This window comes from Pseudomonas sp. Ps21-P2 (assembly GCF_039672565.1).
In the GTDB taxonomy this organism is placed as follows: Bacteria; Pseudomonadota; Gammaproteobacteria; order Pseudomonadales; family Pseudomonadaceae; genus Aquipseudomonas.
In genome coordinates this window covers 1-25,967 of record NZ_JBDFPL010000001.1, presented here as the reverse complement: position 1 = coordinate 25,967, position 25,967 = coordinate 1, and the positions used below count along the sequence as shown (strand labels likewise).

22 protein-coding genes are annotated in these 25,967 nt (G+C 61.5%); 6 read left to right on the top strand and 16 right to left on the bottom strand.

The features are described from left to right. Positions 1-32: 32 nt before the first annotated feature. From ABEH28_RS00110 to ABEH28_RS00070, 9 genes are all read right to left on the bottom strand, one after another. Positions 33-1,052 carry a ketoacyl-ACP synthase III gene (locus tag ABEH28_RS00110; protein WP_346628732.1) on the bottom strand — a complete coding sequence of 340 codons (1,020 nt, stop codon included), beginning with the start codon at positions 1,050-1,052 and terminating at the stop codon, positions 33-35. 7 nt (positions 1,053-1,059) lie between these two features. Further along, the gene (locus ABEH28_RS00105) at positions 1,060-1,701 is read right to left on the bottom strand and encodes an acetyltransferase (protein WP_346628731.1); all 642 of its coding nucleotides are present in this window, start codon (positions 1,699-1,701) and stop codon (positions 1,060-1,062) included. Continuing rightward, positions 1,698-2,459, bottom strand: a complete 762-nt coding sequence (locus tag ABEH28_RS00100; RefSeq protein WP_346628730.1) for an SDR family oxidoreductase — start codon at positions 2,457-2,459, stop codon at positions 1,698-1,700. Before ABEH28_RS00100 ends, ABEH28_RS00105 begins: the two co-directional genes overlap by 4 nt. After that, positions 2,460-3,563 carry a ketoacyl-ACP synthase III gene (locus ABEH28_RS00095; RefSeq protein WP_346628729.1) on the bottom strand — a complete coding sequence of 368 codons (1,104 nt, stop codon included), beginning with the start codon at positions 3,561-3,563 and terminating at the stop codon, positions 2,460-2,462. It lies immediately after the preceding gene. Then, entirely contained in the window at positions 3,560-4,630 is a 1,071-nt protein-coding gene (locus tag ABEH28_RS00090) for a Rieske 2Fe-2S domain-containing protein (protein ID WP_346628728.1), read from the bottom strand. Before ABEH28_RS00090 ends, ABEH28_RS00095 begins: the two co-directional genes overlap by 4 nt. Positions 4,631-4,741: 111 nt before the next feature. Beyond that, complete coding sequence (locus ABEH28_RS00085; protein WP_065987337.1) at positions 4,742-4,948, bottom strand: acyl carrier protein; 207 nt, start codon at positions 4,946-4,948, stop codon at positions 4,742-4,744. 377 nt (positions 4,949-5,325) lie between these two features. Beyond that, positions 5,326-6,036 (bottom strand): class I SAM-dependent methyltransferase, encoded by a 711-nt coding sequence (locus ABEH28_RS00080; protein ID WP_346628727.1) that lies wholly within the window; start codon positions 6,034-6,036, stop codon positions 5,326-5,328. Between the two features lie 129 nt (positions 6,037-6,165). Then, positions 6,166-7,002: a phytanoyl-CoA dioxygenase family protein gene (locus tag ABEH28_RS00075; protein WP_346628726.1), complete on the bottom strand. Its 837-nt coding sequence runs from the start codon at positions 7,000-7,002 to the stop codon at positions 6,166-6,168. An 8-nt stretch (positions 7,003-7,010) separates the two neighbouring features. Further along, positions 7,011-7,589 carry a methyltransferase domain-containing protein gene (locus ABEH28_RS00070; protein ID WP_192172673.1) on the bottom strand — a complete coding sequence of 193 codons (579 nt, stop codon included), beginning with the start codon at positions 7,587-7,589 and terminating at the stop codon, positions 7,011-7,013. Between the two features lie 353 nt (positions 7,590-7,942). Here ABEH28_RS00070 and ABEH28_RS00065 point away from each other — a divergent pair, with 353 nt between their 5' ends. Then, a complete protein-coding gene (locus ABEH28_RS00065; protein WP_346628725.1) occupies positions 7,943-11,497 on the top strand; it encodes a glycosyltransferase in 3,555 nt (1,184 codons plus the stop codon). 16 nt (positions 11,498-11,513) lie between these two features. Here ABEH28_RS00065 and ABEH28_RS00060 read toward each other — a convergent pair whose 3' ends face one another. Beyond that, entirely contained in the window at positions 11,514-12,542 is a 1,029-nt protein-coding gene (locus ABEH28_RS00060) for an AraC family transcriptional regulator ligand-binding domain-containing protein (RefSeq protein ID WP_346628724.1), read from the bottom strand. 188 nt (positions 12,543-12,730) lie between these two features. On the opposite strand from ABEH28_RS00060, the gene ABEH28_RS00055 reads away from it, so the two are divergent. Together ABEH28_RS00055 and ABEH28_RS00050 are read left to right on the top strand one after the other, a co-directional pair. Further along, complete coding sequence (locus ABEH28_RS00055) at positions 12,731-13,915, top strand: acetyl-CoA C-acyltransferase family protein (RefSeq protein WP_346628723.1); 1,185 nt, start codon at positions 12,731-12,733, stop codon at positions 13,913-13,915. A gap of 12 nt (positions 13,916-13,927) precedes the next feature. Then, a complete protein-coding gene (locus ABEH28_RS00050; RefSeq protein ID WP_346628722.1) occupies positions 13,928-14,779 on the top strand; it encodes a 3-hydroxybutyryl-CoA dehydrogenase in 852 nt (283 codons plus the stop codon). Between the two features lie 172 nt (positions 14,780-14,951). On the opposite strand, the gene ABEH28_RS00045 is transcribed toward ABEH28_RS00050, so the two are convergent. The 6 genes from ABEH28_RS00045 to gabT form a co-directional block, all read right to left on the bottom strand. Then, complete coding sequence (locus ABEH28_RS00045) at positions 14,952-17,333, bottom strand: RND family transporter (protein ID WP_346628721.1); 2,382 nt, start codon at positions 17,331-17,333, stop codon at positions 14,952-14,954. A 26-nt stretch (positions 17,334-17,359) separates the two neighbouring features. Then, positions 17,360-18,409 carry a YCF48-related protein gene (locus ABEH28_RS00040; protein WP_346629172.1) on the bottom strand — a complete coding sequence of 350 codons (1,050 nt, stop codon included), beginning with the start codon at positions 18,407-18,409 and terminating at the stop codon, positions 17,360-17,362. A gap of 359 nt (positions 18,410-18,768) precedes the next feature. After that, entirely contained in the window at positions 18,769-19,728 is a 960-nt protein-coding gene (locus ABEH28_RS00035; RefSeq protein WP_346628720.1) for an omptin family outer membrane protease, read from the bottom strand. Between the two features lie 174 nt (positions 19,729-19,902). Further along, the gene (locus ABEH28_RS00030) at positions 19,903-20,391 is read right to left on the bottom strand and encodes an Lrp/AsnC family transcriptional regulator (RefSeq protein ID WP_003174918.1); all 489 of its coding nucleotides are present in this window, start codon (positions 20,389-20,391) and stop codon (positions 19,903-19,905) included. Positions 20,392-20,435: 44 nt separating this feature from the next. After that, the gene (locus tag ABEH28_RS00025; protein ID WP_282371123.1) at positions 20,436-21,110 is read right to left on the bottom strand and encodes a 2-haloalkanoic acid dehalogenase; all 675 of its coding nucleotides are present in this window, start codon (positions 21,108-21,110) and stop codon (positions 20,436-20,438) included. A 51-nt stretch (positions 21,111-21,161) separates the two neighbouring features. After that, positions 21,162-22,460: a 4-aminobutyrate--2-oxoglutarate transaminase gene (gabT, locus tag ABEH28_RS00020; RefSeq protein ID WP_346628719.1), complete on the bottom strand. Its 1,299-nt coding sequence runs from the start codon at positions 22,458-22,460 to the stop codon at positions 21,162-21,164. A gap of 214 nt (positions 22,461-22,674) precedes the next feature. Here gabT and ABEH28_RS00015 point away from each other — a divergent pair, with 214 nt between their 5' ends. From ABEH28_RS00015 to ABEH28_RS00005, 3 genes are all read left to right on the top strand, one after another. Beyond that, positions 22,675-23,601 (top strand): glyoxylate/hydroxypyruvate reductase A, encoded by a 927-nt coding sequence (locus ABEH28_RS00015; RefSeq protein WP_192172682.1) that lies wholly within the window; start codon positions 22,675-22,677, stop codon positions 23,599-23,601. Between the two features lie 528 nt (positions 23,602-24,129). Beyond that, positions 24,130-25,326 carry a colicin E3/pyocin S6 family cytotoxin gene (locus ABEH28_RS00010; protein WP_346628718.1) on the top strand — a complete coding sequence of 399 codons (1,197 nt, stop codon included), beginning with the start codon at positions 24,130-24,132 and terminating at the stop codon, positions 25,324-25,326. A 7-nt stretch (positions 25,327-25,333) separates the two neighbouring features. After that, a complete protein-coding gene (locus ABEH28_RS00005) occupies positions 25,334-25,573 on the top strand; it encodes a pyocin S6 family toxin immunity protein (protein ID WP_346628717.1) in 240 nt (79 codons plus the stop codon). Positions 25,574-25,967: the final 394 nt, after the last annotated feature.

Genomic DNA, 25,967 nt, shown 5'->3' with positions numbered 1-25,967 from the left:
TCACCTTACGCGCCGGAGGGTGACGCCTTCGCTCACCAGCGAATCACGCAGCCACCCCACGAATACCCCACGCCGAACCCCACCGCCGTGATCACGCTGCCGGGTTGCACCTGGCCCTTCTTCAGGGACTCTTTCAGCGCAATCGGAATGCTGCACGACACCGTGTTGCCGCAGTGTTTGAATTCGGTGATGAATTTCTCCGGCGCCAGCTTCAGTCGACGACGCAGCGCTTCGAGCATGAACTGGTTGGCTTGGTGAAAGACGAACAGGTCGGAAGACTCGACCGTGAACTGCTCGTCGAACAGTGAGGCGAACAAGGCCGGGACCCGGGTCATGGAGAATTCGAAGATCGCCGGGCCGTTCATGTACAGGTCCGCGTCCGAACGGACATTGCCGCTGTCGTCTTCGTATTCGACGGGCATCTGTTCTGCATCGAACGGCCGGCGGGCAGCGCCCATGGGTACGATCAGGTTGTTCGCCCCGGCGCCGTCGCTGCCGTAGCGAAAACGATCGAGGCAAGGTCCCTCCTCGTCCGACGCTTTGATGAGCGTGGCGGCCGCCGCATCGCCGAACAGCGTACGCACGCTCTTGTCCCGGGGGTTGATGTAGCGGCTGTAGGTTTCGGCGGTGATCAGCAGCACGTTCTTGCACTGGCCGGATTCGATGAAGCCCTTGGCAATGCCCAGCCCGTAGATAAACCCCGAACAACCCTGATTGAAATCGAACGCAGCGCAGTGCTGGGACAGTTGCAGGCGATGCTGCAGGATGCAGGCGGTGGCCGGGAGCATGTAATCGGGGCTTTGGGTGCAGTAGATCAGGCAGTCGATTTGCTCTCGCGCCGTGGCGCTGTTGGCGAAAAGTTTTTCGCAGGCGCGAAACGCCAGGTCCGAGGCGGTCTCGTCGTCGGCAATGATGCGCCGCTGGCTGATCCCGGTCTTCTGGAAAATCTTGTCGACGTCCCACTCCGGAAACGCTTCGGCCAGCATCTGGTTGTCGAGCACGCCCTCGGGCAATTCGTATTCGATTTCGGCGATTCGAGCGTAGGTAGGCATGTCGTTCTTATCCTGAGATGCACTTGGCCGGCACACCGAAAACCACGCTGCCAGGTTTGACCGCCCGCAGCACCACGCTGCCGGCGCCGACCACAGCCCTTTTGCCGACGCGCACCTTGGGCAGCACGGAGGCGCGCGAACCGAGGAACACTTCGTCTTCCAGCACCGCGCCGCCGGTCAGATCACAGTGCCCGCTGAGGGTCGAGAACTGGCCGATGACGGTGTCATGGCCGACGGTGCACAGCGAGTTGATCGTGACGAAATCGCCAACGACCAGATCAACCGACAGCACCGAAAACGGACAGACCAGCACGCCCCGCCCGATCGTCACGTTCTCGCCAACGATGGCCGTCGGGTGAATCAGCGTGAAGAACGCCGCGCCCTTGGCCAGCAGCTTTTCCACCACGTATTTCTTGTCGGCGGGCTTGCCGATGGCGCAGAGCAGCAGCTCATCGTCGGCCGGTTCGTAGGCGTCGATGGTCGAGAGAATGTCGGCGTAATGATTGAAGCGATTGAGCGACAGGCTGCCGTCATCGATGAATCCGCCGATGACGTAATCCGGGTTGTGCTCGACCCAGTCCTTGAGCCAGGAATGGACCTCCCGGCCCAGCCCGCCTGCGCCGACGATAATGAGTTTTTTGGTGTTCATTCGGCCAGGTAACCTCCATCGACAACCAGCGACGTACCCGTGACCCAGCGCGCGGCCGGTGACAGCAGATAATTGACGGCGTAGGCCACGTCCAGCGGATGACCGAGCCCCAGCGGATGTTTGCGTTCGATGGCGGCCATGGCGTCTTCGCCGACCAGGCCTTCGAGTTTCTCCGCCATTTCGGTTTTGATCACGCCGGGCGCAATGGCGTTGACGCGAATGCCTTCCCGCGCCAGCTCAAGGGCGGCGGCGCGAACCATGGATTCAACCGCGCCCTTGCTCGCGCAGTAACCGATCAACGCGGGCTGGGCGACCTGAGCCATGACCGACGACAGCATGACGATGCTCGACGGGTTGCGGCACACGCCTTTTTGCCTGAACGCCTTGATCAGGGAAAAACCGGACGTGACGTTGGTGGCAAAAATGGTTTCCCAGTGATCCAGGCCCATGGCCCGAATCGGCAGCGGCAATTGCACGCCTGCCGCATGCACCAGACCGTCGAATGGCGAGCCGTTGCGCGACAGTGCTTTCAGCCAGGCGGAGACGTCGCCGCCACCCAGAAAATCAAAGACTTCGACCGAATGCCCTTCGCCGTGCAACTGGCTCAGGGTTTCTTCCAGGCGTTGAGCGTCACGGGCCACGGCGACGATTCGTGCGCCCTGTCGGCTCAGCCAGATCGCCACTTCACGGCCGATCCCGGAAGACGCGCCGGTGACCAGGATGGACATGCCGTCCAGGGAAAAAGGATTGCTCTGCACTTACGCCTCGCTACTGTCTGTGCCGACCAGCGTCAGCGGGCTGATCCACGTGTTGTCGAGATCGACGATGCAACCGGCCCACGAATACCCCACGCCGAAACCGGCGAGCAAGTGCTGGCCGTGCAGGGTCGAGCCGCTGTCGGCCATGGCCGCATTCGCGCCAAGACTCAACGCCAAGGGAATCGACGCGCTGCTGGTGTTGCCGACGTTCTGCAGATTGAGCACGACCTTTTCCGCCGGCAACTTGGTCTTCTTCGACAGGTGCTCGAGCATGAAGCGGTTGGCCTGATGGAACACATATTTGTCGATGGAGCGTTGCTGTTCCTCGGCGTGCTTTTCCAGGGTGCGCACCAGCCCCGGCACGCGGGCCAGGGTGAAGGCAAATATCTCGGTGCCGTTCATGTACAGGTCGAACGGGCCACGCACATCGTCTTCACTGGTGGAGCCATCGGCCCCCTTGCGGTCACGAAACCCGCCGCCGGGCACGATAAGGTTCTTCTCGCCACGGCCATCGGTGCCAAGCACGAAAGGCGCGCCGGCAACGGTGTCATCGTGGTCGAGCAACGTGGCGGAACCGGCATCGCCAAACAGCGCGGCCACCGAGCGATCGCCCGGCGCTACCAGTTTGCTGATGGTGTCGCCGACCAGCAGCAGTACGCGTCGGCTGCCGCCACCGGCGATCATCGCCGACGCCATCCACAGTCCGTACACGTAACCCGAGCAGCCCATGTTCACATCGAGCGCGGCGGTGGTGACCGGCAAACCGAGGCGCCGTTGCAAGGTGCAGGCGGTGGCCGGGAGCACGTAGTCCGGGGTCTGGGTGATGAAGATCAGCGTGTCGATGGACGTTTTGTCGATGGCCAGATCCGCCAACAGACGCTCGGCCGCCTCGACACACAGGTCCGACGTGCATTCGTCCTGCACCACATGCCGGCGCTCGATGCCGGTGCTGGCCATGATCTTGGCGATGCTCTCGTCGCCGAAGCGCCCGGTCAGGTCCGCGACGTCCGACACGCCCTTGGGCAGCGCACAGGCGATGCCCCTGATTTTGACGTTGGCAATGCTGCGCACTGCGTCAGCGCTACTGCCAGTGACGCTACTCATACCCGTTCCTCGCCAACCGTTGTGACGGCACCGGCCTGTCGTGCCCACTCCGCGCAGGACGCCCGAAAATGCAGAAGCTTGGCTTCCAGCGAGCTGTGATAACGCGGGGCATTCCAGGACCAGGTGTCGCCAGGAATTCGTTTGCAGATGGTGTGATCTTCTTCGAACACGGCCCGGTTGTTCTCGGCCGTGGACGTCATGAACGTGGACACGATCTCGTCGTATCGCTCGGACGCGGCACGCAGCGGGTACAGCTGGCTGGTGAACCAGGTCCGGTCGGGTTGTGCAGAAGGAAAGAAATTCTGCATCGACCACGAATAACCGTAGGTCGAGGACAGCATCGAAAACGGATACAGAAAGAGGCTCACGTACCCCGCGTAGGCCTCCCTCGGGGTGAAAAAGCGCGACAGGCTTTCCAGCCGTCGGGCGACTTTCTCGTTCTCCACCGGGGCGTACCAGATGGAGTTTTCGCCGTAGAAGACGTTCTCGCCGACGCCCAGTTTCAGGGTCGCGAGGGTGTCCCGATGCACGAGGGGGATGTGGTACGGCTCGAGGGCGTTTTCCAGGGAAATCGGCCAGTCGGCTTCGAAGGCGTACCGATTGAAATCCGAGGGCTTGTTCAAATCCGGGGTGGTCTGCTCAAGCAGGGTGAAGATGTCCTGGCCCAACTGGTCAGGCAACGACGCCCGGGGTTCGATGGCGAAAAACACCAGCTCTCCACAGGTCGCCAGCTTGAAGAAATTCAGGCTGGCGCTGCCGATGTCACAACCGACGAAACGCTTGGCGTCAGGGATGCGCAGCTGACCGTCCGCGTAATTCCAGCCGTGGTAGGGGCAGAGAATCCGTTGATGGCCTGCGTCTTCGGTGAAAAACCGCGTCCCCCGGTGGGGGCAGCGGTTGTCGAAGGCGATCAGATTGCCCGCGTCGTTGAACACCACGACTTCGAAATCCAGCACGTTGAAGCGCACAAAATCCTTGTCATCGGCCACTTGCGACTTCAGGCAAAGCGGATGCCAGTAGGCTTTCACCAGGTCCGGCGCGATCCGTTGTGAGGCTGTGCACGTCATGAGTTTGTCCAGAAAACGGGGTCACGCGTGAGAGCGCTACAGCCAGGGCCGCGTGGCTGCCCTGATGTTGAAGCGCTTTCGGTAATGGAGCGCCTTATCCGGAAACCGGGTTTATTCCGAAACCAGCGTGATGACGTCCCGGACGGTTTCGCACTTGTTCAGGCGCGAAGCCGAAATGGTTTTCTCCAGGCGCTCGTCGACCAGGGCCATAAAGGTCACCAGGGCAATCGAATCCCAGTCCAGCGGCTGGTCGACTTTGAGGGTGCCCTCATCGGCTTCCATCGCTTCTTCGATCAACGCGACGACTTGCTCTTCCAGTGCCACTGCTTGCTCTACCATCTCTCGCCACTCCACGGACCATGATCGGACGCCTTCGCCGATGCGTAGCGGGACTGAAGCAAGTTCCGAACCAGAACCCGAAAAGCAGGCGCCAGGCCACGGATCATATGGGGTACAGGGGTTTCCGGGAAAGTTGGAAGAATCGAGGGGAGACAAAAAAACGGCGCGCTCGAGATGCGACCAGGCCGTTGTATCTGGATTGACTGCAGCCAACGACGTGGGTCAGGCGTTCTGCGATCAATTATGGGAGCGAGCTTGCTCGCGAAAACGCCGGTACACCCAGTCAATCTCCAGCGGCGGAATGCTGTCTTTGCGGGCCACTATGGTGGCCCGCGCAGGATCAGCGCCCATCGTCATCACGCTGCAGTTCTTTCCTCACCGATCTTCGCGCCGCGCATGTGGAACACCAGCATCGTGCCTTCGATGTGATACAGCTCCAGGCTGCCGGCCAGGTCTTCCAGGTAGCGGGTCAGCTCGGGAAACTGCGGATTACCGTAGTCATGCCAGACGATGCAGCTGCTGTCGCCACCGAGCATCTTCAGCGAGTTTTCGGTGTCACGCTTGACGTATTCGTACTCGTGGTTGGCATCGACAAAGATGAAATCGAACTTGCCCGCATAGGGCGACGGATCAAAGGTCATGGAGTCTTGCAGGATCTGCCTGACCATGGCCTTTTTCGGCGACTGGTTGTACTTGCGGCTCGACAGCACGGCCTTTTCGGCGAGCAACTTGTCATCGCCCTGAAACACGACGCCGTCGGTGTCCGGCAGGTCCAGCGTGTAAATCCGTGGCTCGCTGTCGCCGTTGTCCGGCAGATCTTCCAGCACCAATCGGGTGGTGCGCCCGTCGAAGGTGCCGAACTCGAACACGAAGTCCGGGTTGATGGCGCGGACCAGCTTGAGCAGCATCACCGATTCAAATGCCGTCAGGCTGCCGGCGCCGTCGGCGGGGGGCATGAAGAATTTGACCTCTTCTTCCCGGCCGTCCTCAATGCTCAGCACGCGGTAGGGCCGAATGTGCATCAGCGCTGAAGGGGCATATGTGCGGGTCGCGAGACAGGTATCCATTTTTCTCTCCTCAAATCGGTTGTCAGACGCTGGGGCGCACAGTGTGGTCAGGTTGCGCCAGCGCGGTCAGTGTTCAGGGGGCGGTATCGACGGATACCTGCAACGCGCGGACAGGTCAGGCGTGTTGAATCATTCTGTTGTGTTACCGGCAATGTGTGCGGCGTCGGCTTTCAACTGCGTCAGCTCTTTTTCGTATTTAACGATCTTGAGAATGCGTGAATTGACGAAGTGACGCGTGATGTTTTTGGGCGAGAAAAAGACATCGGTCTGCCACTCACCGCATATCAGCTCTTGCCCGGTGGGGTCGTCGGCCGGCTGAAGAATCATGTCGGCCATGATCCGGTCGACACCCGAAACGTTCGGCCCTGACTCATGCCACAGTCGACTGTCCATGATCACGAAGTCGCCGGGCGCCAGCTCCGGCGTGACGGTCGGCCATTGCACATCGAAACTGGCCGGATCGATTTCACCGGCATCGCCGAGGAGCCCCAGGGCGTGGGAACCCACATGAAAGGTCATACCGCCGTTGTCTTTGTTCACCGCACTGATTGCTACGAAAACGCTGCACTTGTTCAGGTGACCGGCGTGGTAACAACTGTCCTGGTGCAGGAACACTTTGTTGGCACTCAGCGCGTCTTTAATGACAAAACGGTGGTTATACAATGCAATGTGCTCGCCCATCAGCGGCTTCAAGGCAGTGGCGAAAACCGGCTCGCGGTACATGTGAGCCAGGCCTTCAGGTAACTGTTCGTTGAGGGAAACAGGGTTGGCGCGATTGACGTCTCGCCCCTTCTCCAGCACCGCGCCGTAGAAGCTTTGCCACTCGTTCTGCCATGCATCGACCACGTCCCGGGGCACGGCGTTGCGCACCACAAAAACGCCCGTCTTGCGAAACACATCAACGTCGAATGCCTCGGACGAGAGCCGGGGAATCAGCGCGTCGAGGGATTTCACGCTGTCGTGCATGGCGGCGTTCATATGAAACGGAACGTCAGTTCGCTGTCTTTGGTTTCCTTGAACTTGTTGCAACGGGCAAGGACGTTGTAGCGAATGGGGAACAGTTCACGGTCCGGGGATTCGAGAATATCGATCTCGACGATATCGAAGTCGCGCAGCAGCGCATTCCAGCCATGTTCGGTAATGCGCCAGCAGTCCGGGCTCGGACCGTGTATGCGCCAGTTCAATGGGGCGGAAATCAGCAGATAACCCTCATGTTTGAGGATGCGGCGAATCTCCTTGATGGTGTCGAACGGGTTCAGCGTGTGCTCGATGACTTCCATGCAAACGACGCAGTCATAGGCGCTGTCGGCAATGAATTCGTTCTTGCGGGTGATATCGCCAACGAGGGTCGGCCCGTAAGTGTCGACGATGTCGAAGGTATCAACGGCGAACTGGGTGAAACTTTCCCGAACCAGCGAACGCTCCTGGGGGCCGACTTCCAACAACCGTCCGGTCTCTTCGTGGAGCAACTCGGCGGTCTTCTTGACGAAGTGCTGCAAGTGATCGCGGGCCAGCTGGAACGTGTCGTTATCGAATTTCGAAGGTGTTGCCATGGTATGTCCCGCTGTCTGCCTGGAGCAGTGATTGGAAGGTGATCGGCGTGAAGCAAAGCCGCCTGTCTTTCAAGTATCGGCATGAATACGACGATCATTAATCTACTCAAGCACGCTTTCCAGCAGGCCTCAAGACCTATCACGCAAGCACAACTGGTCACCCTCGCAGGGCCACTAATTGGCCATTAGGTGCAGGTTTCACGGCAAAACCTGATGCCCATCCGTTGGCCGGGATATTGCTTCATCGGATGTTCATGCCCGAGGCGTCATTTTCATGACGGGTCGCTTGCGCACCCGTTTTGCTGTCAATGCGCCGATGTTGGAGGCACGTTTTTCAACTACCGGATACCCCCATGGATTCTCAACGACTGGTCAGTGTCGTCATCGCCGTCTGCCGCACCGAGTTTTTTGAAACCGCGCTGAGCAGCGTGATCGGGCAGACCCACGATGCCATTGAAATCGTGATTTGCGACGACGCCACGGACGGTCTGGCAGAAACCGTGACAGACCTGTACCGGGCGTCGTGCCGCTGGCCGATTCGCTACCTGCGCAACGAATTTCCCGAGCGCTCAGACGCCTGTTTCAACCGCGCCGTTGCCGAAGCTTCCGGGCAGTACATCAAGTTCATGGCGGGTGACGCCGTGCTGGCGCCGGACTGCATTCAGCAGATGGTCGCGGCGCTGGCGGTCAATCCCCAGGCCTCACTGGCGGCTGCGCACCGCCAGTGGTTGAACGCCGAGGGTGCGGCGCTGCAGGAAAATCTGGCGACACGCTTTCGCGTCACCGAGCCCACGGTATTCAACGGGCCTGACGTGGTTGCGCTGCTGGGGGAGTTCACCTGCAATTTCATCGGTGAGTTGAGCAGCGTGCTGTGTCGCCGCGATGACCTGCTGGCGTTGGGCGCCGACCTGTTTTCCCTCAACGGGGAATCTGTCGGCCCGCTGGGCAATCTGGCGCTGTACGCCAAATTGCTACATGCCGCCGAGCTGATCATGCTGCCGGCCACACTGACGGGCACGCGCATCGCGCCGCAGCAGTTGACCGAACAGGGCATTGAAATCGTCGGCACGGACAGTGATCATCTGCCCGTGTTTCATCGGCTGATCCGTGAAGCCGGCTGGGCCAGCACGTCGCTGGACAACGGCTGGGTGGGCGCCCGCCCGTTGTCCGCAACCCAGGGGCTTACCGATTTCAACCTGCTGGCGCAGTTGTCCGCGCCGTTGCCGCAACGGCTGAACCCGCAGCAGGTCGAGGCCTGGCTCGGTCATCGCGTGCCGACGGCCGAACAGCAAACGCAGATCGACCAGCACCTGGCCGACGTCGGCGCGCCTTCGCTGTTGGTGGTGATCAAGGATGTTGCCAACGCCCCGGAGAAGATTCAGCGCAGCCTCGACAGCCTGGCCCTCCACGGCGCCCTGCACGCTGCCATGAACGTCGTGGTGTTGACCGACGCGACCGAGCGGCCGGCCACCTTGGTCGGCCCTAGGGTGACCACCCTTGCCATCGGCGCTATGAACACTGCCGCGCTGCTGAATCAGGTGGTCGAAAACCACCGTTTTGACTGGCTGATCGTGATTGACGCCGGCACCCAATTCACGCCGTTCGGCCTCGCTGCCAGCGCGCTGAAGCTGCTCGCATCCCCTGACGCCCGCGCCGCCTTCGCCGACGAAATGCACCGGCGGCCTCGGGGTGGCTTGAGTTCAGCCATGCGCCCGGACTTCAACCTCGACTACCTGCTGAGCTACCCGCTGCTGACCGCAGGTCATTGGCTGTTCCGGCGGCAGACCCTGGTGGACCTCGGCGGCTTCGATGAGCGCTTCGCCGATGCCGCTGAATTCGACCTGATCTTGCGGTTGTATGAGCGTGAAGGCGCCGGGCAGATCGTTCACATCAGTGAGCCGCTGCTGGTCTGTGACCTGCCGGAAGCGGTGGATAATCCTGACGAAATCGCCACATTGCAGCGCCATCTGCAGGTGCGAGGTTATCCGCGCGCGGTCATCGAACACACCCTGCCCCGCCGCTACCACGTGCGCTACGGCCACACCGATCAACCCTTGGTGTCGATCATCGTCCCGACTAAGGATCAGCTGCCGTTTCTGCAGCGCTGCGTCGAAACCCTGCTGCACACCACGCGCTACCTGAATTACGAACTGCTCATCGTCGACAACAACAGCGAAACCCCCGAAGCCCTCGAATGGCTGGCGCGCATCGACGCCCTGGGCTCGGCGCAGGTGCGCGTGCTGCGTTACCCGCACCCGTTCAACTATTCGCGCATCAACAACGTCGCTGCGGCCCAGGCCAAGGGCGATTACCTGGTGCTGCTGAACAACGACACCGCCATCGTCCATACGCGTTGGCTGGACGAATTGCTCAATCATGCGTTGCGCCCTGAAGTCGGCGTGGTCGGCGCCAAGCTGCTGTTCCCCAACGGACGCATGCAGCATGCTGGCGTGCGCTTGGGCATGGACGGCCCTGCCGGTCACCAGCACATCGGTGAGCCCGGGCACATTCAGGGTTACATGCAACGCGTGCAGGTGGATCAGGACTTGAGCGCGGTGACGGCGGCGTGCCTGATGGTCCGCCGCTCGATTTACGAGGAAGTCGGCGGGCTGGATGAAGAGGCCTTCGTCGTGTCCTACAACGACGTCGATTTGTGCATGAAAGTCGGCGCCCTCGGCTACCTGAACGTCTGGACACCCCACTCGGTCTTGATCCACGAGGGCAGCGTCAGCCAGACCCACGTCGACACCGCCACGCAGCAGGCCAAGCGCAAGCGCTTCGTCGGCGAGCAACTGGCGATGTACCGCAAATGGCTGCCGACCCTGGCGAACGACAGCGCCTTCAACCCCAATCTTTCGTTCGACCTGCAATCGGTCGAACTCGAACTCAACATGCCGTTGGTCTGGCGGCCGATGGCCTGGCGCCGCGATCCGGTGGTGCTGGCCTACCCCGCCGGCCTCTGGGCCTCGCCCCATGAGCGGGTGATCGCACCGTTCGAGACGCTGCAAGCCGCCGGTGTTGTGGACGGCATGCTCAGCAGCCAGGCGCTGTCGATTCCCCAGGAGGGTCGCTTCAAGCCTAACGTCGTGGTGTTTCAGGCCCGGCTCGACGCCGACCACCTGCAAACCATCGCCCGCGCCCAGCTGTTGCCGGATGCCTTCGTGGTGCTCGACATCAATGACCTTCATCTGGGCTCCCGGACGCCGGGCGAAGACCCGTTCGCCTTTGATGCCGAGTGCGTTGACCTGCTGCAGAAGAGCCTGCATCAGGCCCATCGCGTGATCGCTTCGACCCAAGTGCTCGCCGATATCGCTCGCGAATTTCACGCGGACGTGCGGCTGCTACCTTCGCGCCTGTCGCCTCAGGTCTGGGGCCACCTCGTCTCGCGCCGTGGCGTGGGTGGCAAGCCAAGGGTCGGTCTGGTCAGCGATCGCTGGCAGCCACAGGATCTGCACATGATCCTCGCCGTGGTCGAGGCCCTGGCAGAAGAAGTGGAGTGGATCGTGATGGGCGATGACCAGGGCGTGCTGCGCAGTCATGCCCATGAATTCCACGACCGGCCGGCCGCCGAGCAATACGCCACAGCCGTCGCCGACTTGCACCTCGACCTCGCCCTGCTTCCCGCCGTGGATAACCTGTTCGGCGCCTGCAAGAACAACATCACCCTGTTGCAACTGGGCGCCTGCGGTGTGCCGGTGATCTGCAGCGACGTTCGCGCCTACGCCGGCGACTTGCCGGTGACGCGGGTGCCGAACACGCTGGAGGCCTGGGTCAACCTGATTCGTGCCCACACGATGGATCTGGCCAGCGCGGCGCTGCTCGGCGACGACTTGCGCGAGCAGGTGCTTCGCGACGGGATGTTCGACGACGCGGCTGTTCAGGCCTGGCGCGAGGCGTGGCTGCCCTGATACCGGCGGCGGCTCATCAGTCGGCCGTCATTGAGTTGCTGGCGGATTGCTTCCTGCGGTAGCCGCCCGGACTTTCCCCCGTCCATTTCTTGAACGCCCGGTGAAACGCGCTGGGCTCCTGAAATCCCACCAAGGACGCGATCTCCACCACGCTCAGCTCGGTGTCGCGCAGCTTCTGCTGGGCGATGCCGCGGCGAACGTCGTCCTTGATCCCTTGAAACGCGCAGCCCTCGCGCTCCAGCCGACGGCGGAAGGTGGTGGCACTGAGTTTCAGTTCATCGGCCATTTCCAGCAGCGTCGGCCAGTGGCCGTAATGGCTGTTGCGCAGGCGCTGATAAACCTGCGCCGCCAGCCCGCGCTGGTTGCGGTAGCGAATGACCAGCCACTGCGGCGCGGTGCGTAAAAATAATTTCAGCGACGGCAACGACTGCACCACCGGCAGACGCAGGTAGTGACTGGAGAACTCGATTTCGGTGCGTTGCTCGCCAAAACTCAGGTTGAAACCCCACAGCAGTGAGTCGTCGCTGAGACGCTGACGGCGCTGGCGAAACTGCGCGCGGTCGATGCTGATGCGGCGGCCGCCGAGCCAGCACAGCAGGCTGATCATCAACAGCAAGAACGTTTCCTCACCGAAGCGCTGCCGGACCGGGTCGTCCGTGGTGGTGTCCACTGCGAGCACGGCGCGCGAGCCGCGGACGATGAGGCTGCCGCGAAAGTCGCGCAGGAACAGGCCGAAATTGCTCAGGCACTGGCGCAGGGCCTTTTCCAGGTTGGGCTCCTGAATGAGCCCCCGGCAAATCAGGGCGAAGCTGCCCAGGGGCATGCCGTGGGAGTCGAGGCCGAAAAACTCGTCGCCCAGTTCCTTGATCTGAATCAGCCACAACGCCGCAAACGCGCTGGCCGAAACCCGCGCCGTGGGGTCGTCGAGCAGCGCCATGTCGATCTCCGCCGCCTCAAGAACCGACTGCAAACGCAGCGGCTGGTCGCGCAGCGCGTGGACGATCAACTGGACGAAGTAGATCGACACTGAATCCTTTTCCCGCATGACCGCCTTTCCCTTCTTGAATGGTGCACCACGGATCAGGCGCTGATGGTAAAGAACGCCAGCCCATCTGGACAGTTTCGGCATAGGCCCGCCCCGAACGCCGATCTAGACTTGCCCGCAGTCAGCACCGGCCGAAACGCCATTTCGCCGTGCCGCCCCCATAATTCCAATACGTGTCAGGAGTCCCCATGAGCACACCCGAAGTTTTCGTCGTCAGCGCACTGCGTACCGCCATCGGTGGATTCGGCGGTTCCCTCAAGGACGTCTCGCCCATCGAACTGGGCACTCAGGTCAGCCGCGCCGCACTGGCCAAATCCGGGATTGCACCGGAACACATTGGCCATGTGGTCATGGGCCACGTGATCCCCACCGAAGTACGCGATGCCTATCTTTCCCGGGTCATCGCCCTCGAAGCCGGCCTGACCAAAGAAACCCCCGCCATGAACGTCAACCGCCTGTGCGGTTCGGGGTTACAGGCCATCGTTTCGGCGGCGCAGTCGCTGATGCTCGGCGACGCCCAGGCCGTGCTGGCCGGTGGCGCCGAATCCATGAGCCGTGGCGCGTACATCATGCCCCAGGCCCGCTGGGGTGCGCGCATGGGTAATGTGCAGGCGTACGACTACATGCTCGGCGCATTGCACGATCCGTTCGCCAATATTCACATGGGCATCACCGCCGAGAACATCGCCGAGCACTACGGCATCACCCGCGCCGATCAGGACGCCCTGGCGCTGACCAGTCAGCAACGCGCCGCCCACGCCATCGCCGAGGGCCGTTTCGAGGGCCAGATCGTGCCCATCGAGATCGCCACGCGCAAAGGCACCGTCACCTTCGCCCAAGACGAACACGTGCGTGGCGACGTGACGGCCGAGCAGTTGGAGAAGATGAAGACCGCGTTCAAGAAGGACGGCACCGTCACGGCCGGCAATGCGTCCGGCCTCAACGACGGCGCGGCGGCGCTGGTCATGGCCAATGGCGACATGGTCCGCGCGCACGGCCTCAAGCCGATGGCGCGTCTGGTGGCGTATGCCCATGCCGGGGTTGATCCGGCGATGATGGGGTTGGGGCCGATCCCGGCCAGCCGCAAAGTACTGGAGCGCGCCGGCCTGACCGTGGCGGATCTGGACGTGATTGAATCCAACGAAGCCTTCGCCGCGCAGGCCTGCGCCGTTGCCCGTGAGCTAGGCTTTGATCCGGCCAAGGTCAACCCGAACGGCTCGGGCATCTCCCTCGGCCACCCGGTGGGCGCGACGGGGGCGATCATCGCCACCAAAGCGATCCACGAGCTGCACCGGATTCAGGGCCGCTACGCGCTGGTGACCATGTGCATCGGCGGCGGTCAGGGCATCGCCGTCATTTTCGAACGCGTGTAAGGAGGCTTGTCGATGAGCATGCAACACATCGCCGTGATCGGCGCCGGCACCATGGGCAACGGCATCGCGCAGGTCTGCGCGGTGGCGGGTTTCGACGTGACCCTGCTGGACATTTCCGACACGGCACTGGAGCGCGGCATGGCGACCGTGCGCAAGAACCTCGAGCGGCAGGTGACCAAGCAGACGGTCGCGGCCGATGTCGCCGAAGCGGCCCTGGGGCGCATCAGCGTCACCACGAACTATGGCCAGTTGAATGGCGCGCAACTGGTGATCGAAGCGGCCACCGAGAACCTGGAACTGAAGCTGCGCCTGCTCAAGCAGATCGCCAGCCATGTCGACCGCGAGTGTGTGATCGCGTCGAACACCTCGTCGCTGTCCATTACGCAACTGGCGGCCAGCGTCGAGCACCCCGAGCGGTTCATCGGCCTGCACTTCTTCAACCCGGTGCCGATGATGAACCTGATCGAGGTCATTCGCGGTTTGCAGACGGCGGACACCACCCACATTGCGGCGATCAAGCTGGCCGAGCGGTTGAACAAGACCGCGATCACCGCCGGCAACCGGCCTGGTTTTGTGGTCAACCGGATTCTGGTGCCGATGATCAATGAAGCGATTCTGGTGTTGCAGGAAGGCCTGGCCACCGCTCAGGACATCGACGACGGCATGCGCCTGGGCTGCAACCAGCCCATTGGCCCGCTGGCGCTGGCTGACCTGATCGGGCTGGACACCTTGCTGGCGATCGTCGAAGCGTTCAACGAAGGCTTCAACGACAGCAAATACCGCCCCGCTCCGCTGCTCAAGGAAATGGTCGCGGCGGGGTATCTGGGGCGCAAGACCGGGCGTGGCTTTTTTGTTTATAACTGAATGAATCCGGATGTGGGACAGCGTGTTTCTGGTAGGACTGGCTTTAGCCGGGAAAGCGTCGGTGGTCACACCGCTAAATTGATGGCGGTCAATCCGGCCTCTTCCCGGCTGAAGCCGGTCCTGCATAACGCGTTCGCCAGCAAACGCGCTCCGACCACCTAAATGTCGCCACTCAATGTGAAAACAGCGAATTCCCGACCTTGCCCGCCATCTTTTCCGGTTTGATCAAAAACCGCGCCAGCGCTGGCAGCAGCCACAGGGCGCCGAACATGTTCCACAGCAGCATGAAGGTCAGCATCAGGCCCATGTCGGCCTGGAACTTGATGGCCGAGAATATCCAGGTGCACACCCCGATCGCCAGACAAAGGCCAGTGAACAACACCGCTTTGCCGGTGGACTTCAGCGTCTGGTAATACGCTTCCTGCAACGGCAGTCCCGCCCGCAGGAAACTCTCCAGTCGGCTGTAGATGTAAATCCCGTAATCGACCCCGATCCCCACCCCGAGCGCCACCACCGGCAGCGTCGCAACTTTCACGCCGATGCCCATGAACGCCATCAGCGCGTTACCCAGCACCGACGTCAGCACCAGCGGCAGGACGATGCACAGCGTCGCCGCCCATGAACGGAAGGTGATCATGCACATCACCGCCACGCACACGTACACCAGAATCAGAATGGTCAGCTCGGCCTGCTTGATGACTTCGTTGGTGGCCGCCTCGATCCCGGCGTTACCCGCCGCCAGCAGAAACTCCAGGCCATCCTTGTTGTTCTGCTGAGCGAACTCCTGCACCGCATGCACGGCGCGATCCAGGGTTTCGGCCTTGTGGTCGTTGAGGAAAATCAGCAATGGCGCCAGAGAACAGGTGTTGTTGTACAACCCGTCGGCGCGGGAAATCGAGCTGTTCAACACGTCCTTGTTGCGCGACAGCGACTCCCATTTCAGGTTGCCTTCGTTCATCCCCTTGATGACCTGTTTGGACACGGTCACCAGGGAAATCGCCGATTGCACCCCTGGCGTATTCTCCATTTTCCACGACAGCTCGTTCATCGCCGACAGCGTCTGGTACGCCGAACAGCCTTCAGGCGGCGTCTTGACCATCACCACCAGCACATCGGAGCTGGTGGAGTAATTGTTGATGATGAAACTGTTGTCCTGGTTGTAGCGCGAGTCCGGCCGCAGTTCCGGCGCGCCTTGATCGAGGTCGCCAATCTTCAGGTTATGGCCGTACCAGAGGCCGCCCACCAGCGCGACCAGTGCCAATGTCACTGACACGCGGGCGACTTTTGGTGCGGCGAAGTTCGACAGCAGACGCCAGAACGGATGCTCGCGCACGGCATCCTCTTTACTGCGCACCACGGCTTTTTTGCTGATGCCAACGTAGGAAATCGCCACCGGCAGGAGGATCAGGTTGGTGAACACGATCACCGCCACGCCAATGGACGCCCCGATGGCCAGCTCGCGGATCACGCCGATGTCGATGATCAGCAACGTGATAAAACCCACAGCGTCGGCAAGAATCGCGATCATCCCCGGCAGGAACAACTGGCGGAAGGTGCGACGTGCTGCGGTGAGCGCGCTGTCGGCATCACTGGATTGCAGGGCGATGCCGTTAATCTTCTGCACGCCGTGGGAAATACCGATGGCGAAGATCAGAAACGGCACCAGCATCGAGTAGGGATCAAGGCCGAAACCCACCACATGCATCAGGCCCAGCTGCCAGATCACGGCGATCAACGTGGTGCTCAACACGGCGATGGTGCTGCGGGCGCAGCGGGTGAACCACATCAACAGGACCAGCGTGATCAGGAACGCGATGCCGAAGAACATCACCACCATGATCAGGCCGTCGATCAGGTCGCCAACCTTCTTGGCGAAACCGACGATGTGAATCTCGACATTGGGGTTCTGCGCTTCGTACTTGTCGCGAATCTTCTCTTCAAGCTGGTGGGAGAACTGACGGTAATCCAGCGGCAGCAGCTTGCTCTGGTCGTTGGGGTCCGGGTAGAACTCCTGCAACGGCACATCGACGATGCTCGACTTGAAGTTGTTGGAGACCAGACGCCCAACCTGCCCGGACTTGAGAACGTTAATGCGCAGCTTGTCGAGGCTCTGTTGCGAGCCGTCGTAGCTCTGCGGAATCACCTCGCCGCCGGCAAAGCCCTCCTCCGTCACTTCGGTCCAGCGCACGCTGGGGCTCCACAGCGACTTGAGCCCGGAGCGGTCGACACCGGAAATGTAGAACACCTCGTCGTTGATCTGCCGCAGGGTCTCCATGTACTCCTTGGAAAAGATGTCGCCCTGCTTGGCCTCCACCGAAATGCGCACGGTGTTGCCCAGGTTCGCCAGGTCGTTGCGGTGCTCCATCATGTTCTGAACAAACGGATGCCCCAGCGGAATCATTTTTTCGAAGCTGGTGGACGGGCGCACCAGGGTCGCTTGCCAGAACAGAAAGATGCTGACCAGCAGGCAGATGCCGATCACCGTCTTGCGGTTGTTGAAAATCAACTGCTCCAGGCGCGTCGGCTTGTCGTGGTGTTGTTGAAGGTTGCTCATGGAAACGTGTCCTCGCCTGCTTGTTCTTATTGTTGAGCGCTGTCAGCGCCCGTCGGCGAGGTGACGCGAACGCCGCCCTGTCCCACCAGAACCAGATTGCCTTTGTCGTCCTCGGCTACGCCGGACAACGAAAGCCGGTCGGGGCGATTGGCAACCGTGAAGCTTTCGCCATCGTCCGTGCTGCGCATGACGCTGCCGCCGTTGCCGACCAGCACGATAGAGTTGTCCGGCATCAGTGAGGCGTTGGCGATGCTGAACTCCAGCGGGCCGCGCTCACCCTGTAGCGGGACGGGCTCCCAGGTGGTACCGAAATCGGTCGAACGAAACAAATTGCCGCGCAGGCCGTAAACCAGCAGCGTGTTGGATTCCGCCGTGCCTACCGCGCCGAACAATGAGCCCTGATAAGGGCCTTCGAGTTTCTCCCAGGTCTGGCCGTCGTCCGGGGAGCGGAACATGCTGCCCTGTTCCCCGACCACGAACAGGCCGGCGTCCTTCACGAACGCAATGCCGTTGAGGTGAAACTGGTCTTCGTTGTCCAGCCGGTCGCCGATGTCTTCCCAGTGCTGGCCGCCATCGGTGGTTTCCAGCACCGCCCCGTAGGCACCCACGGCAATCCCGGTGGTCAGGTCCTTGAACCAGACATCCAGCAACGGCGCTTCGCGTTTGAGGTCTTCGAACTGTTTGGTCCAGGTGGCGCCGGCATCGCTGCTGGCCAGGATCTGTGCATCGTGGCCCACCGCCCAGCCGTGTTGCTCATCGACGAAATACACCGCCGTGAGCATCTGGCGCGTCGGCACTTTGGCTTGGGTCCAGGTTTTGCCCTGGTCATCGGAATAGAGAATGTGGCCGCGATCCCCCACCGCGACCATGCGCTTGCCGGCATGGGTTACGTCCAGCAGCAGGCTGCGGGAGGCTTTCGCGGACTCGAGGGCGTAGACGGCGGAATCGCCAGCGTTCGCGGGGGCGTCACCGGGTGCGGCGGCGGACGTGCTGTCAGCAGCCAAGGCAGCGCCACAGAAGAGGGGAGAGATAAATAGCGACAGAGCAGCGTGGAGAGGCAGGCTCTTGAAAAGCATCCGGGCGCTGAAATGGCACCGAATGACCGCAAACCGAGTGCGCCGAATGACGGGCTCACGCATGAAGCTACCCCTTTCTTTATTTTTATTGGGTGCTCCAGAAGGCCGTTTAACCGCGCAGACGCTCTAGCCTGCACGCGACGTGGCCGTACCGAAGCGACCCCATCCTAGTCAGCTTTGGAAACGTATGACAATCGACATGACGTTATCTTTTGTTAAGCAGCGGGGCGCTGATTGGCGTGTTATCACTGGGAGTGATTGACCGAATTCACCGTGTGTAGCGTCGCTGGGCCGTGGAGCTCCCATTCAGGCGTCAACCGTGCCGGGCCGCTCGGCACCAGCACGGTTGTCGGCTTGGCTCAGAAAGCGTAAGTGAGCGCCAGCGTGGACATCGTCGTCCTGGCAGACTGACTGCCCGCGTCACCTGCAATACGGAAGCGATCGCCGCTGTGGGTGTCCTTGATCAGCGTGTTGCCTTTCGCCTCGGCGTACACCTGATGATCCACACCCGCCCTCACCGAAAGCTGCGGACTCACGCGGTAACTGAGCGCAACCGCCAGACTTTGCATGCGGCCGTCGTTCCCGTAGTCACCGTCGTAGGTAACGCCGGTGACATGATGTCGATCGTGATCCCGCGCCCGAACCCACTGGCTGTATTTGAATCTGCCTTCCAGCGTCCAGTTGCGGAAATGGTAGAGACCGACCAGCCCCACATAAGGCGTGTCGTAGGTCTGCTGATAGGAAATGCCTTTCTCCCCCGCCGGAAATTCTCCGGACTCGTCGCGGAACCCTTCGTCCGACGAATAGGTGTAGCGCCCGCCTTTCGCCGACCAACCAAACTGGTTGCGCTGATAACCGAGCATCACGCCCAGTGCCACATCCTCACGCTTGAGCGCCCACGCGGTGGCGGCGAAATCGGCCTGCCAGGCTTTGCTGACCTGAGTGTCCGGATGATCGGAATAGTGGCTCCAGTCGCCGCGATCTTCCTCCAGCCAGTCGTAATCCTTCAGATGCCCATCGCCCTTCGCCACCCGCGTCCAGCCGTTCAGATCAAGGGACAGCCAGTTTATCGGCTGGTACTTCACGCCCAGATGAAGCGTCGGCACCTGCTTCATGCTCCAGTTCAACTGGCTGATCTTCTGCCCGCTTTCAACGTCGTACACCTTTTCCCGCGCCTGACCATTCAACAGCCCGACACCCAGACTCACCCCAACCGCCCCCAGCTGGAACTGCTCCTCGCGGGTCGTCTGCGCTTCGGCTGACGCCTCGGCGTTAAACGCAGCCAGCCCTGCCCATAACAGCGTATTCCTGCCCTTCATCACCCACTCCGCACTCTTCTTATTGAGATTTTTGCCCAGCGCCGCACGCCGCTGGACAAGGAGCGAAAGGATGAAGCGCCGCGAAGGAAATCTCTGCCGGGCGGTTCTGAAGGAACTGCGTGAAAGCTAAACGTTGGCGTTGGGAAATTGCCTACAAAGCCGTCGAAGGTCTGTTCAGTGACGCAACAATTTGCGCAATGGCACCCCATCCTTGAGCACCGGCGACTTGATGACGATGTAGCTGAAGTACTTCGAGATCCCGATGTTTTTGTCGAGCAGGCTTTCCACCACTTCCTGATAGTGCTGGATGCTGCGGGTCATGAAGCGCACCAGGTAGTCGTAGCCGCCGCTGATCAGGTGGCATTCCAGCACTTCGTCCACTAAGCGGATGTTGGATTCGAACTTGGCGAAGTCTTCGCGCTTGTGGTCGCTGAGGGTGATTTCGGTGAAGACGGTGACCGAATCGGTGATCTTGGCCAGGTTCAGATGCGCTTTGTAGCTAGAGATATAACCGGCCGACTCCAGCCGTTTGACCCGCTGCAGGCAGGGGCTGGCAGAGAGGCCGACGGCATCGGCGAGGCTGACATTGGTCATGCGGCCGTCCTTTTGCAGTTCGACCAGGATGCTGATGTCGATCCGATCCAGTTTTACGAGCCCTTCCATCACGTACCTCTTGACTGCCGTTGTAAGACAATCTTCTAGCAAAATCAGCGCCGTAAAGACAGCTGATGCTGCGCCACCAGGTCGGCCATGCTGTTGATGCAGTACTCCGCCGCGCAGGGCGAAGGCTGACGCGCCCGGTGGCGGCCGATCAGGCAGCGGTCCAGCGCGGCGAAGGGCTCGACCGACGGTCGCGTTACGTGCAGGACCGGTTGCACCTGATCGCCCTGATCCGTGAGCCATTGCGGACCTTCGGCCAGGGAAATGAAATCTTCCGGTGCAATTCCCAGTCGCTCGCACAGCACGCCGCGATCCTCGGCATCGCGATCACCGCGCACCAGCAGTCGATAGAACTTGCGCAGGTAGAGCATCGCCCCCGGCGCGTCTTCGAACAGCGACCAGTTGCCCGCTGAACGGGCAAAGCTCATGCCCTCCTCCCAACTGGCGTGCAGGCCCCACTTTTCCGCCAGTTGACGATGGGCGAAGCACAACAGGCCACTGAAACCCAGCTCGGCGAAGCGCGGATACAGGCTCGCAACCACCGCGCTGAATTCGGCCAGCACATCATCCCTGGCCGGCTGCCCGCCGCGGCTGTCGAGCAGCGGTTGCAGCGCGGCCCAGACACCCGAATCGCGATCCACCAGCACTTCATCGCAATCGATCAGTAACGCTCGGTACTCTGTCAGTCCAAATCCTGTCAGCCCCAAATCTGTCAGCCCCATGTGGATCGAACCTCCCGGATGCATCTGGCCCGTTACGGGCAAGGCGCTACTTCAATTCGAGTTCAAGACCCGTGCCAAGGCGGCGTCGAGGATCTGCACGGCTTCGTCGACCTGGGCTTCTGTCGTCACCAGCGGGGCGAGGAAGCGCAGCACGTTGCGGTAAACGCCGCATTTGATGACCAGCAAACCACCGGCACGGGCTTCGTCGATCACCCGTGAATTGAGGTCGGCGTCCGGGGTGCGCGCGGCGTCATCCTTGACCAGCTCGATCGCCAGCATGAAACCGGTGCCGCGCACGTCGCCGATGCGCGGGTAACGCGCCTGCAAACCGATCAGGCCCCGACGCAGGCGCTCGCCCAAAAGCTGGCTGCGCGCGAGCAGTTGTTCTTCCTCAAATGCATCGATCACCGCCAGTGCCGCCGCGCACGCCAGGGCGTTGCCGCCGTAAGTGCCGCCGAGGCCGCCGGGCAGCGGCGCGTCCATGATGTGCGCCTTGCCGACCACACCCGACAACGGCAAGCCACCGGCGAGGCTTTTGGCGACGGTGACCAGATCAGGCTGGATGCCGGCGTGCTGGTAGCCGAACCAGGTGCCGGTGCGGCCGAAACCGGTCTGGATTTCGTCGAGGATCAGCACGATGCCGTGCTTGTCGGCCAAGGCGCGCAGGGCCTGGAGAAACTCCGGCGGCGCGGTGAGGAAACCGCCATCGCCCTGCACGGGTTCGATCAGAATTGCAGCCACGCGGTCCGGTGCCACTTGGGTGGCGAGCAATTCGTTCAGCGCGGTGATTGCGTCAACGCTGCTAACGCCGCGATACGCGTTCGGGTACGGCGTATGGAACACTTCCGGCGCAAACGGCCCGAAGTTCTGCTTGTAGGGTTGGCTCATGCCGGTGAGCGTGGTGCCGAGCAAGGTGCGTCCATGGAAGCCGCCGCGAAAGGCGATGACCGCTGAACGGTTGGTATGGGCACGGGCGATCTTCACCGCGTTTTCCACCGCTTCGGCGCCGGAGGTGAAGAACGCGGCCTTGTAGGCTTCCTGCCCGCCGATCATTTCGCACAGGCGCTGGGCCAGGTCGAGGTAAGGCGTGTAGGCCGCCACCTGGAAGCAGGCGTGGGAGACTTTTTGCAGTTGAGCCTGCACGGCCGCGACCACTTTCGGGTGGTTGTGGCCGATGTTGAGCACGCCGATGCCGCCGACGAAATCCAGGTAGCGCTTGCCATCCACGTCCCACAATTCGGCGCCCTGGGCGCGGTCGATCACCAGCGGGTGCGCGGTCACCAGGCCACGGGGCACAAATTGCTCGCGCTGACGGAGCAAAAGAGGGGTTTCGTCGACTTTGCTGTTCATGGCATTTCCCATCGTGAGTCCGGCAACCTGGAGGCGGTTGCGATGCTGTTCAGGTTACGGCGTGCGGGCAACGCACTTAGCCGAACTTGGCCCGTGAGAAATTCGGATCAACTGTTTTGGCCCCGCCTTTCAACAGATCCTGCGCCGGGCTTGGGGGATGATGTGGGCTGGCTCCCTACACTTCCCTTCAATGTCCTTTCAGCAGGAAACGCCCATGGCCTTGCTCTACAAAGCCGACCCCGCGCGCGCGCCACACTGGCAGACGCTGTTCGCCGAACACGCCCCGGACATCGAATGGCGCGCCTGGCCGGACATCGGCAATCCCGAAGAAGTCGAGTACCTGGCCGCCTGGCAGGCGCCGGATGATCTGACGCAGTTGCTGCCCAATCTGAAGGTGCTGTTTGCGCTGTCGGCCGGGGTCGATCAGCTGGATCTGTCGCGGTTGCCGGCGGACCTGCCCGTAGTGCGGCTGCTGGATCCGGGCATTACGCGAGGCATGTGCGAATACGCGACGTGGGCGGTGTTGAGTCTGCACCGGGACATGCTGCGGTACCGCGAGCAGCAGGCGGCGCGGCGTTGGCAGGCGCATCTGTTGCAGCCGGCAGAAAATCGGCGCGTGGGGGTGATGGGGTTGGGCACCCAGGCGCAGCAGATTCTGGCGACGCTGGCGCCGGTCGGGTTTGCCTTGTCGGGCTGGGCGCGCAGTGTTCATGAGATTGAGGGGGTGGACTGTTTTGCGGGTCAGGCGCAGTTGTCGGCGTTTTTGGGGCAGTGCGATATTTTGCTGTGTGTGTTGCCGTTGACGGAGCAGACGGAGGGGATTCTGGACCGGAATCTGTTTGCGTTGCTGCCGCGGGGTGCGGGGCTGGTGAATATGGGGCGCGGCGGGCATCTGGTGGAGGGGGATTTGCTGGAGGCGCTGGAAAGTGGGCAGTTGGGCGGCGCTGTGCTGGATGTGTTGCAGATGGAGCCGGCGGCGGCTGATCATCCGTTTTGGGGGCACCCGCAGGTGGTGTTGACGCCGCATGTGGCGGCGATGACGCAGCCGGCGAGTGCGTTTGGGGTGTTGCTGGAGAATATTCGGCGGTTTGAGCGGGGGGAGCGGATGGTAGGTCAGATAGATCGAAACCGGGGCTATTGAGATCCAGATCAAGATCAAAAGCGTCGGCCTAACGGCCTCGGGTTTCGCCTTCGGCGAGTTACTTGGAAAAGTCGAAAGTCGCACCATCCCCAAGTAACCAAGGGTGCTTGCTCCTGGTTGGGTTCCTCCTCCGTCGGAATACCCTCACTTCGACGACGCTCCGTGGGCACGCGCCGAACGGACATCCATGTCCGCAACGGCGCTCTCGCCGCATCCATGCGGCTCGACCCACTGCGCGTCGTCTGCGTTCGGCCTGCACCCAAGTCGCGATTTGTGGTGTCTGGACTGTTTGTGTATGAGGATCAAAAGCAGATCAAGGGCTTCCCGGCTGAAGCCGGTCCTACGGGGATCGCCGCCCCTCCCACTGACACCCCGCATGCTTTTTTAGTGGGACCGGCTTTAGCCGGGAAGACGCCAGTCCAGTCGCCAACAAGTATGCGACTTGCAATACAACGCCCTCTCTGCTGAGCCAGTCCCACTGAAATCTAAAGCCTTTCCGTCCGGCAACATCCCGGAACCCCCACGCCGTTGACCACTCGTCGACCCGACCGCATCCTCCGCCGCCTCAAATTGGCAGGCATCAACAAGGTCATGTTCAAGGACGACAAAAAAGATCCCTTTGGGGACGACTCGATTTTCAAAGGGCTTCCCAACGGGGGCGCGTCATGGACACCGTGGAATCCGCCTCCCGAACCCGTGCGGGTGCCCACTCCGATGCCAGAGCGCTGGCCGGCCCCGAAGGAGCGCACGGACAAGGTCTTCTCCAAATCCTGCACCGGGGAATGGTGCAGTACTGACGCCGGCACTGAGGTAGAGCCCGCCTCCAACTTCGGCGCGATCATGATGGCGGGCGCCATGATGCTGCCCTCCGCCTCCAACGCCATTGCCGCCGCACTCGGCGCAGACATGGGACTGGGCCGGATGGCCGGTGGCGGCATCATGCAGCGCAGCCACACCTGGCTGCTTCGCGGAGCCGGCGGCCCGGCGAGTCTGTTCATCGTCGGCATGCTCCCGGCGAAGATGGGCGACGGCACGCTCTACACCGACGACGAATTGCGCAACCTGACCCAGGCGACAACGCGGGTGCGTTTCCAGTTGCGCCGTGATGCAGAAGGCGAGTTGCAGATCTACGGCATCCATTCCAAAGCATCCGGCGACGACTCGGTCCGCACCGTGCAAGCCCGCTGGAACGCCGACAAAAGTGCGATGGAAGCCCATCTCAACGGCATCACCATCCTCATGACGCCCCGCCTGGGCCGACACGGGAGACTGGAACCGCTGGTCTACCCTGAAAACAGCGATGCCCGATTAGGCACCATCCTCGTCCACCCGATCCCGGAAGACTCCGATAGCCAACTCGAAGGCCTCCCCGGCGACGACATCACCGCTGAAGACTGCATCTTGGTCTTCCCCGCTGATTCGGGGCTGAGGTCGATGTACGTGGTGTATGCGCGGCCGTTTAATGGGGATCATGGGTATCATCCGCCTCCGCTGGACCTCCCAGGCTTTCCAGACGCCAAGAAAGCAGACAGTAAAACAATGGTCCAGGGTGGTGGAGCGAAGCGACGACGCTGGAAAGATCCCAAAGGCCGAATATTTGAGTGGGATAGTCAGCACGGGACTGTCGAAATGTATGACAAACAAGGCAAGCACTTGGGGGAGTTTGATCCTCAGAGCGGCGAGCGAACCAAGCCGGCCAAGCCCGGCCGTAAAATTGAAAAGTGAGAGTTCTATGTTCCTCTATATATTTGGATTTTTGCTCGACAGCACCGAAGACGACTCGCTGAAATTTGAAATGAAGATAGATCCGTCGTTGAATGACGAAATCGTAGCGCGGCTCGGCCATGCAAGCCTAAACGCGATGGCGGAAGGTGACTGGCCGCTGACAAACGAGCAGGTCACAATGCTGTCTTCAATCACGGGACGCCAACTTCCGACCGATCTGAAGCTCCTGATAGGCGCCGTAGCGTGAGCACAGCACGGGGCCAACCACCCTCTGGATAACTTAATGAGGCGCTCCAACCAAAGCATTCGCGAGCAAGCTCGCTCCCACAGGGACGGTGTCCGGGCATGAAATTTTGATCGTTCCCACGCTCTGCGTGGTAATGCAGCCCCGGACGCTCTGCGTCCCTGTGGGACTGGCTTTAGCCGGGAAGGCGTTAGCGGCCATACTGAAAAATTGATATTGCACACACCGGCCTCTTCCCGGCTGAAGCCGGTCCTACTATTGGAACGCGTATGTAGTGGTCAACTAATTCCGGACACCTCGATAGGTGGTTTCAAGGCCATCGTCCGTTCGTAAACGGTCGGTGGCAGATAACCCAGTTTCGAGTGCAGCCGCTCATTGTTGTAATACCCAACGATGT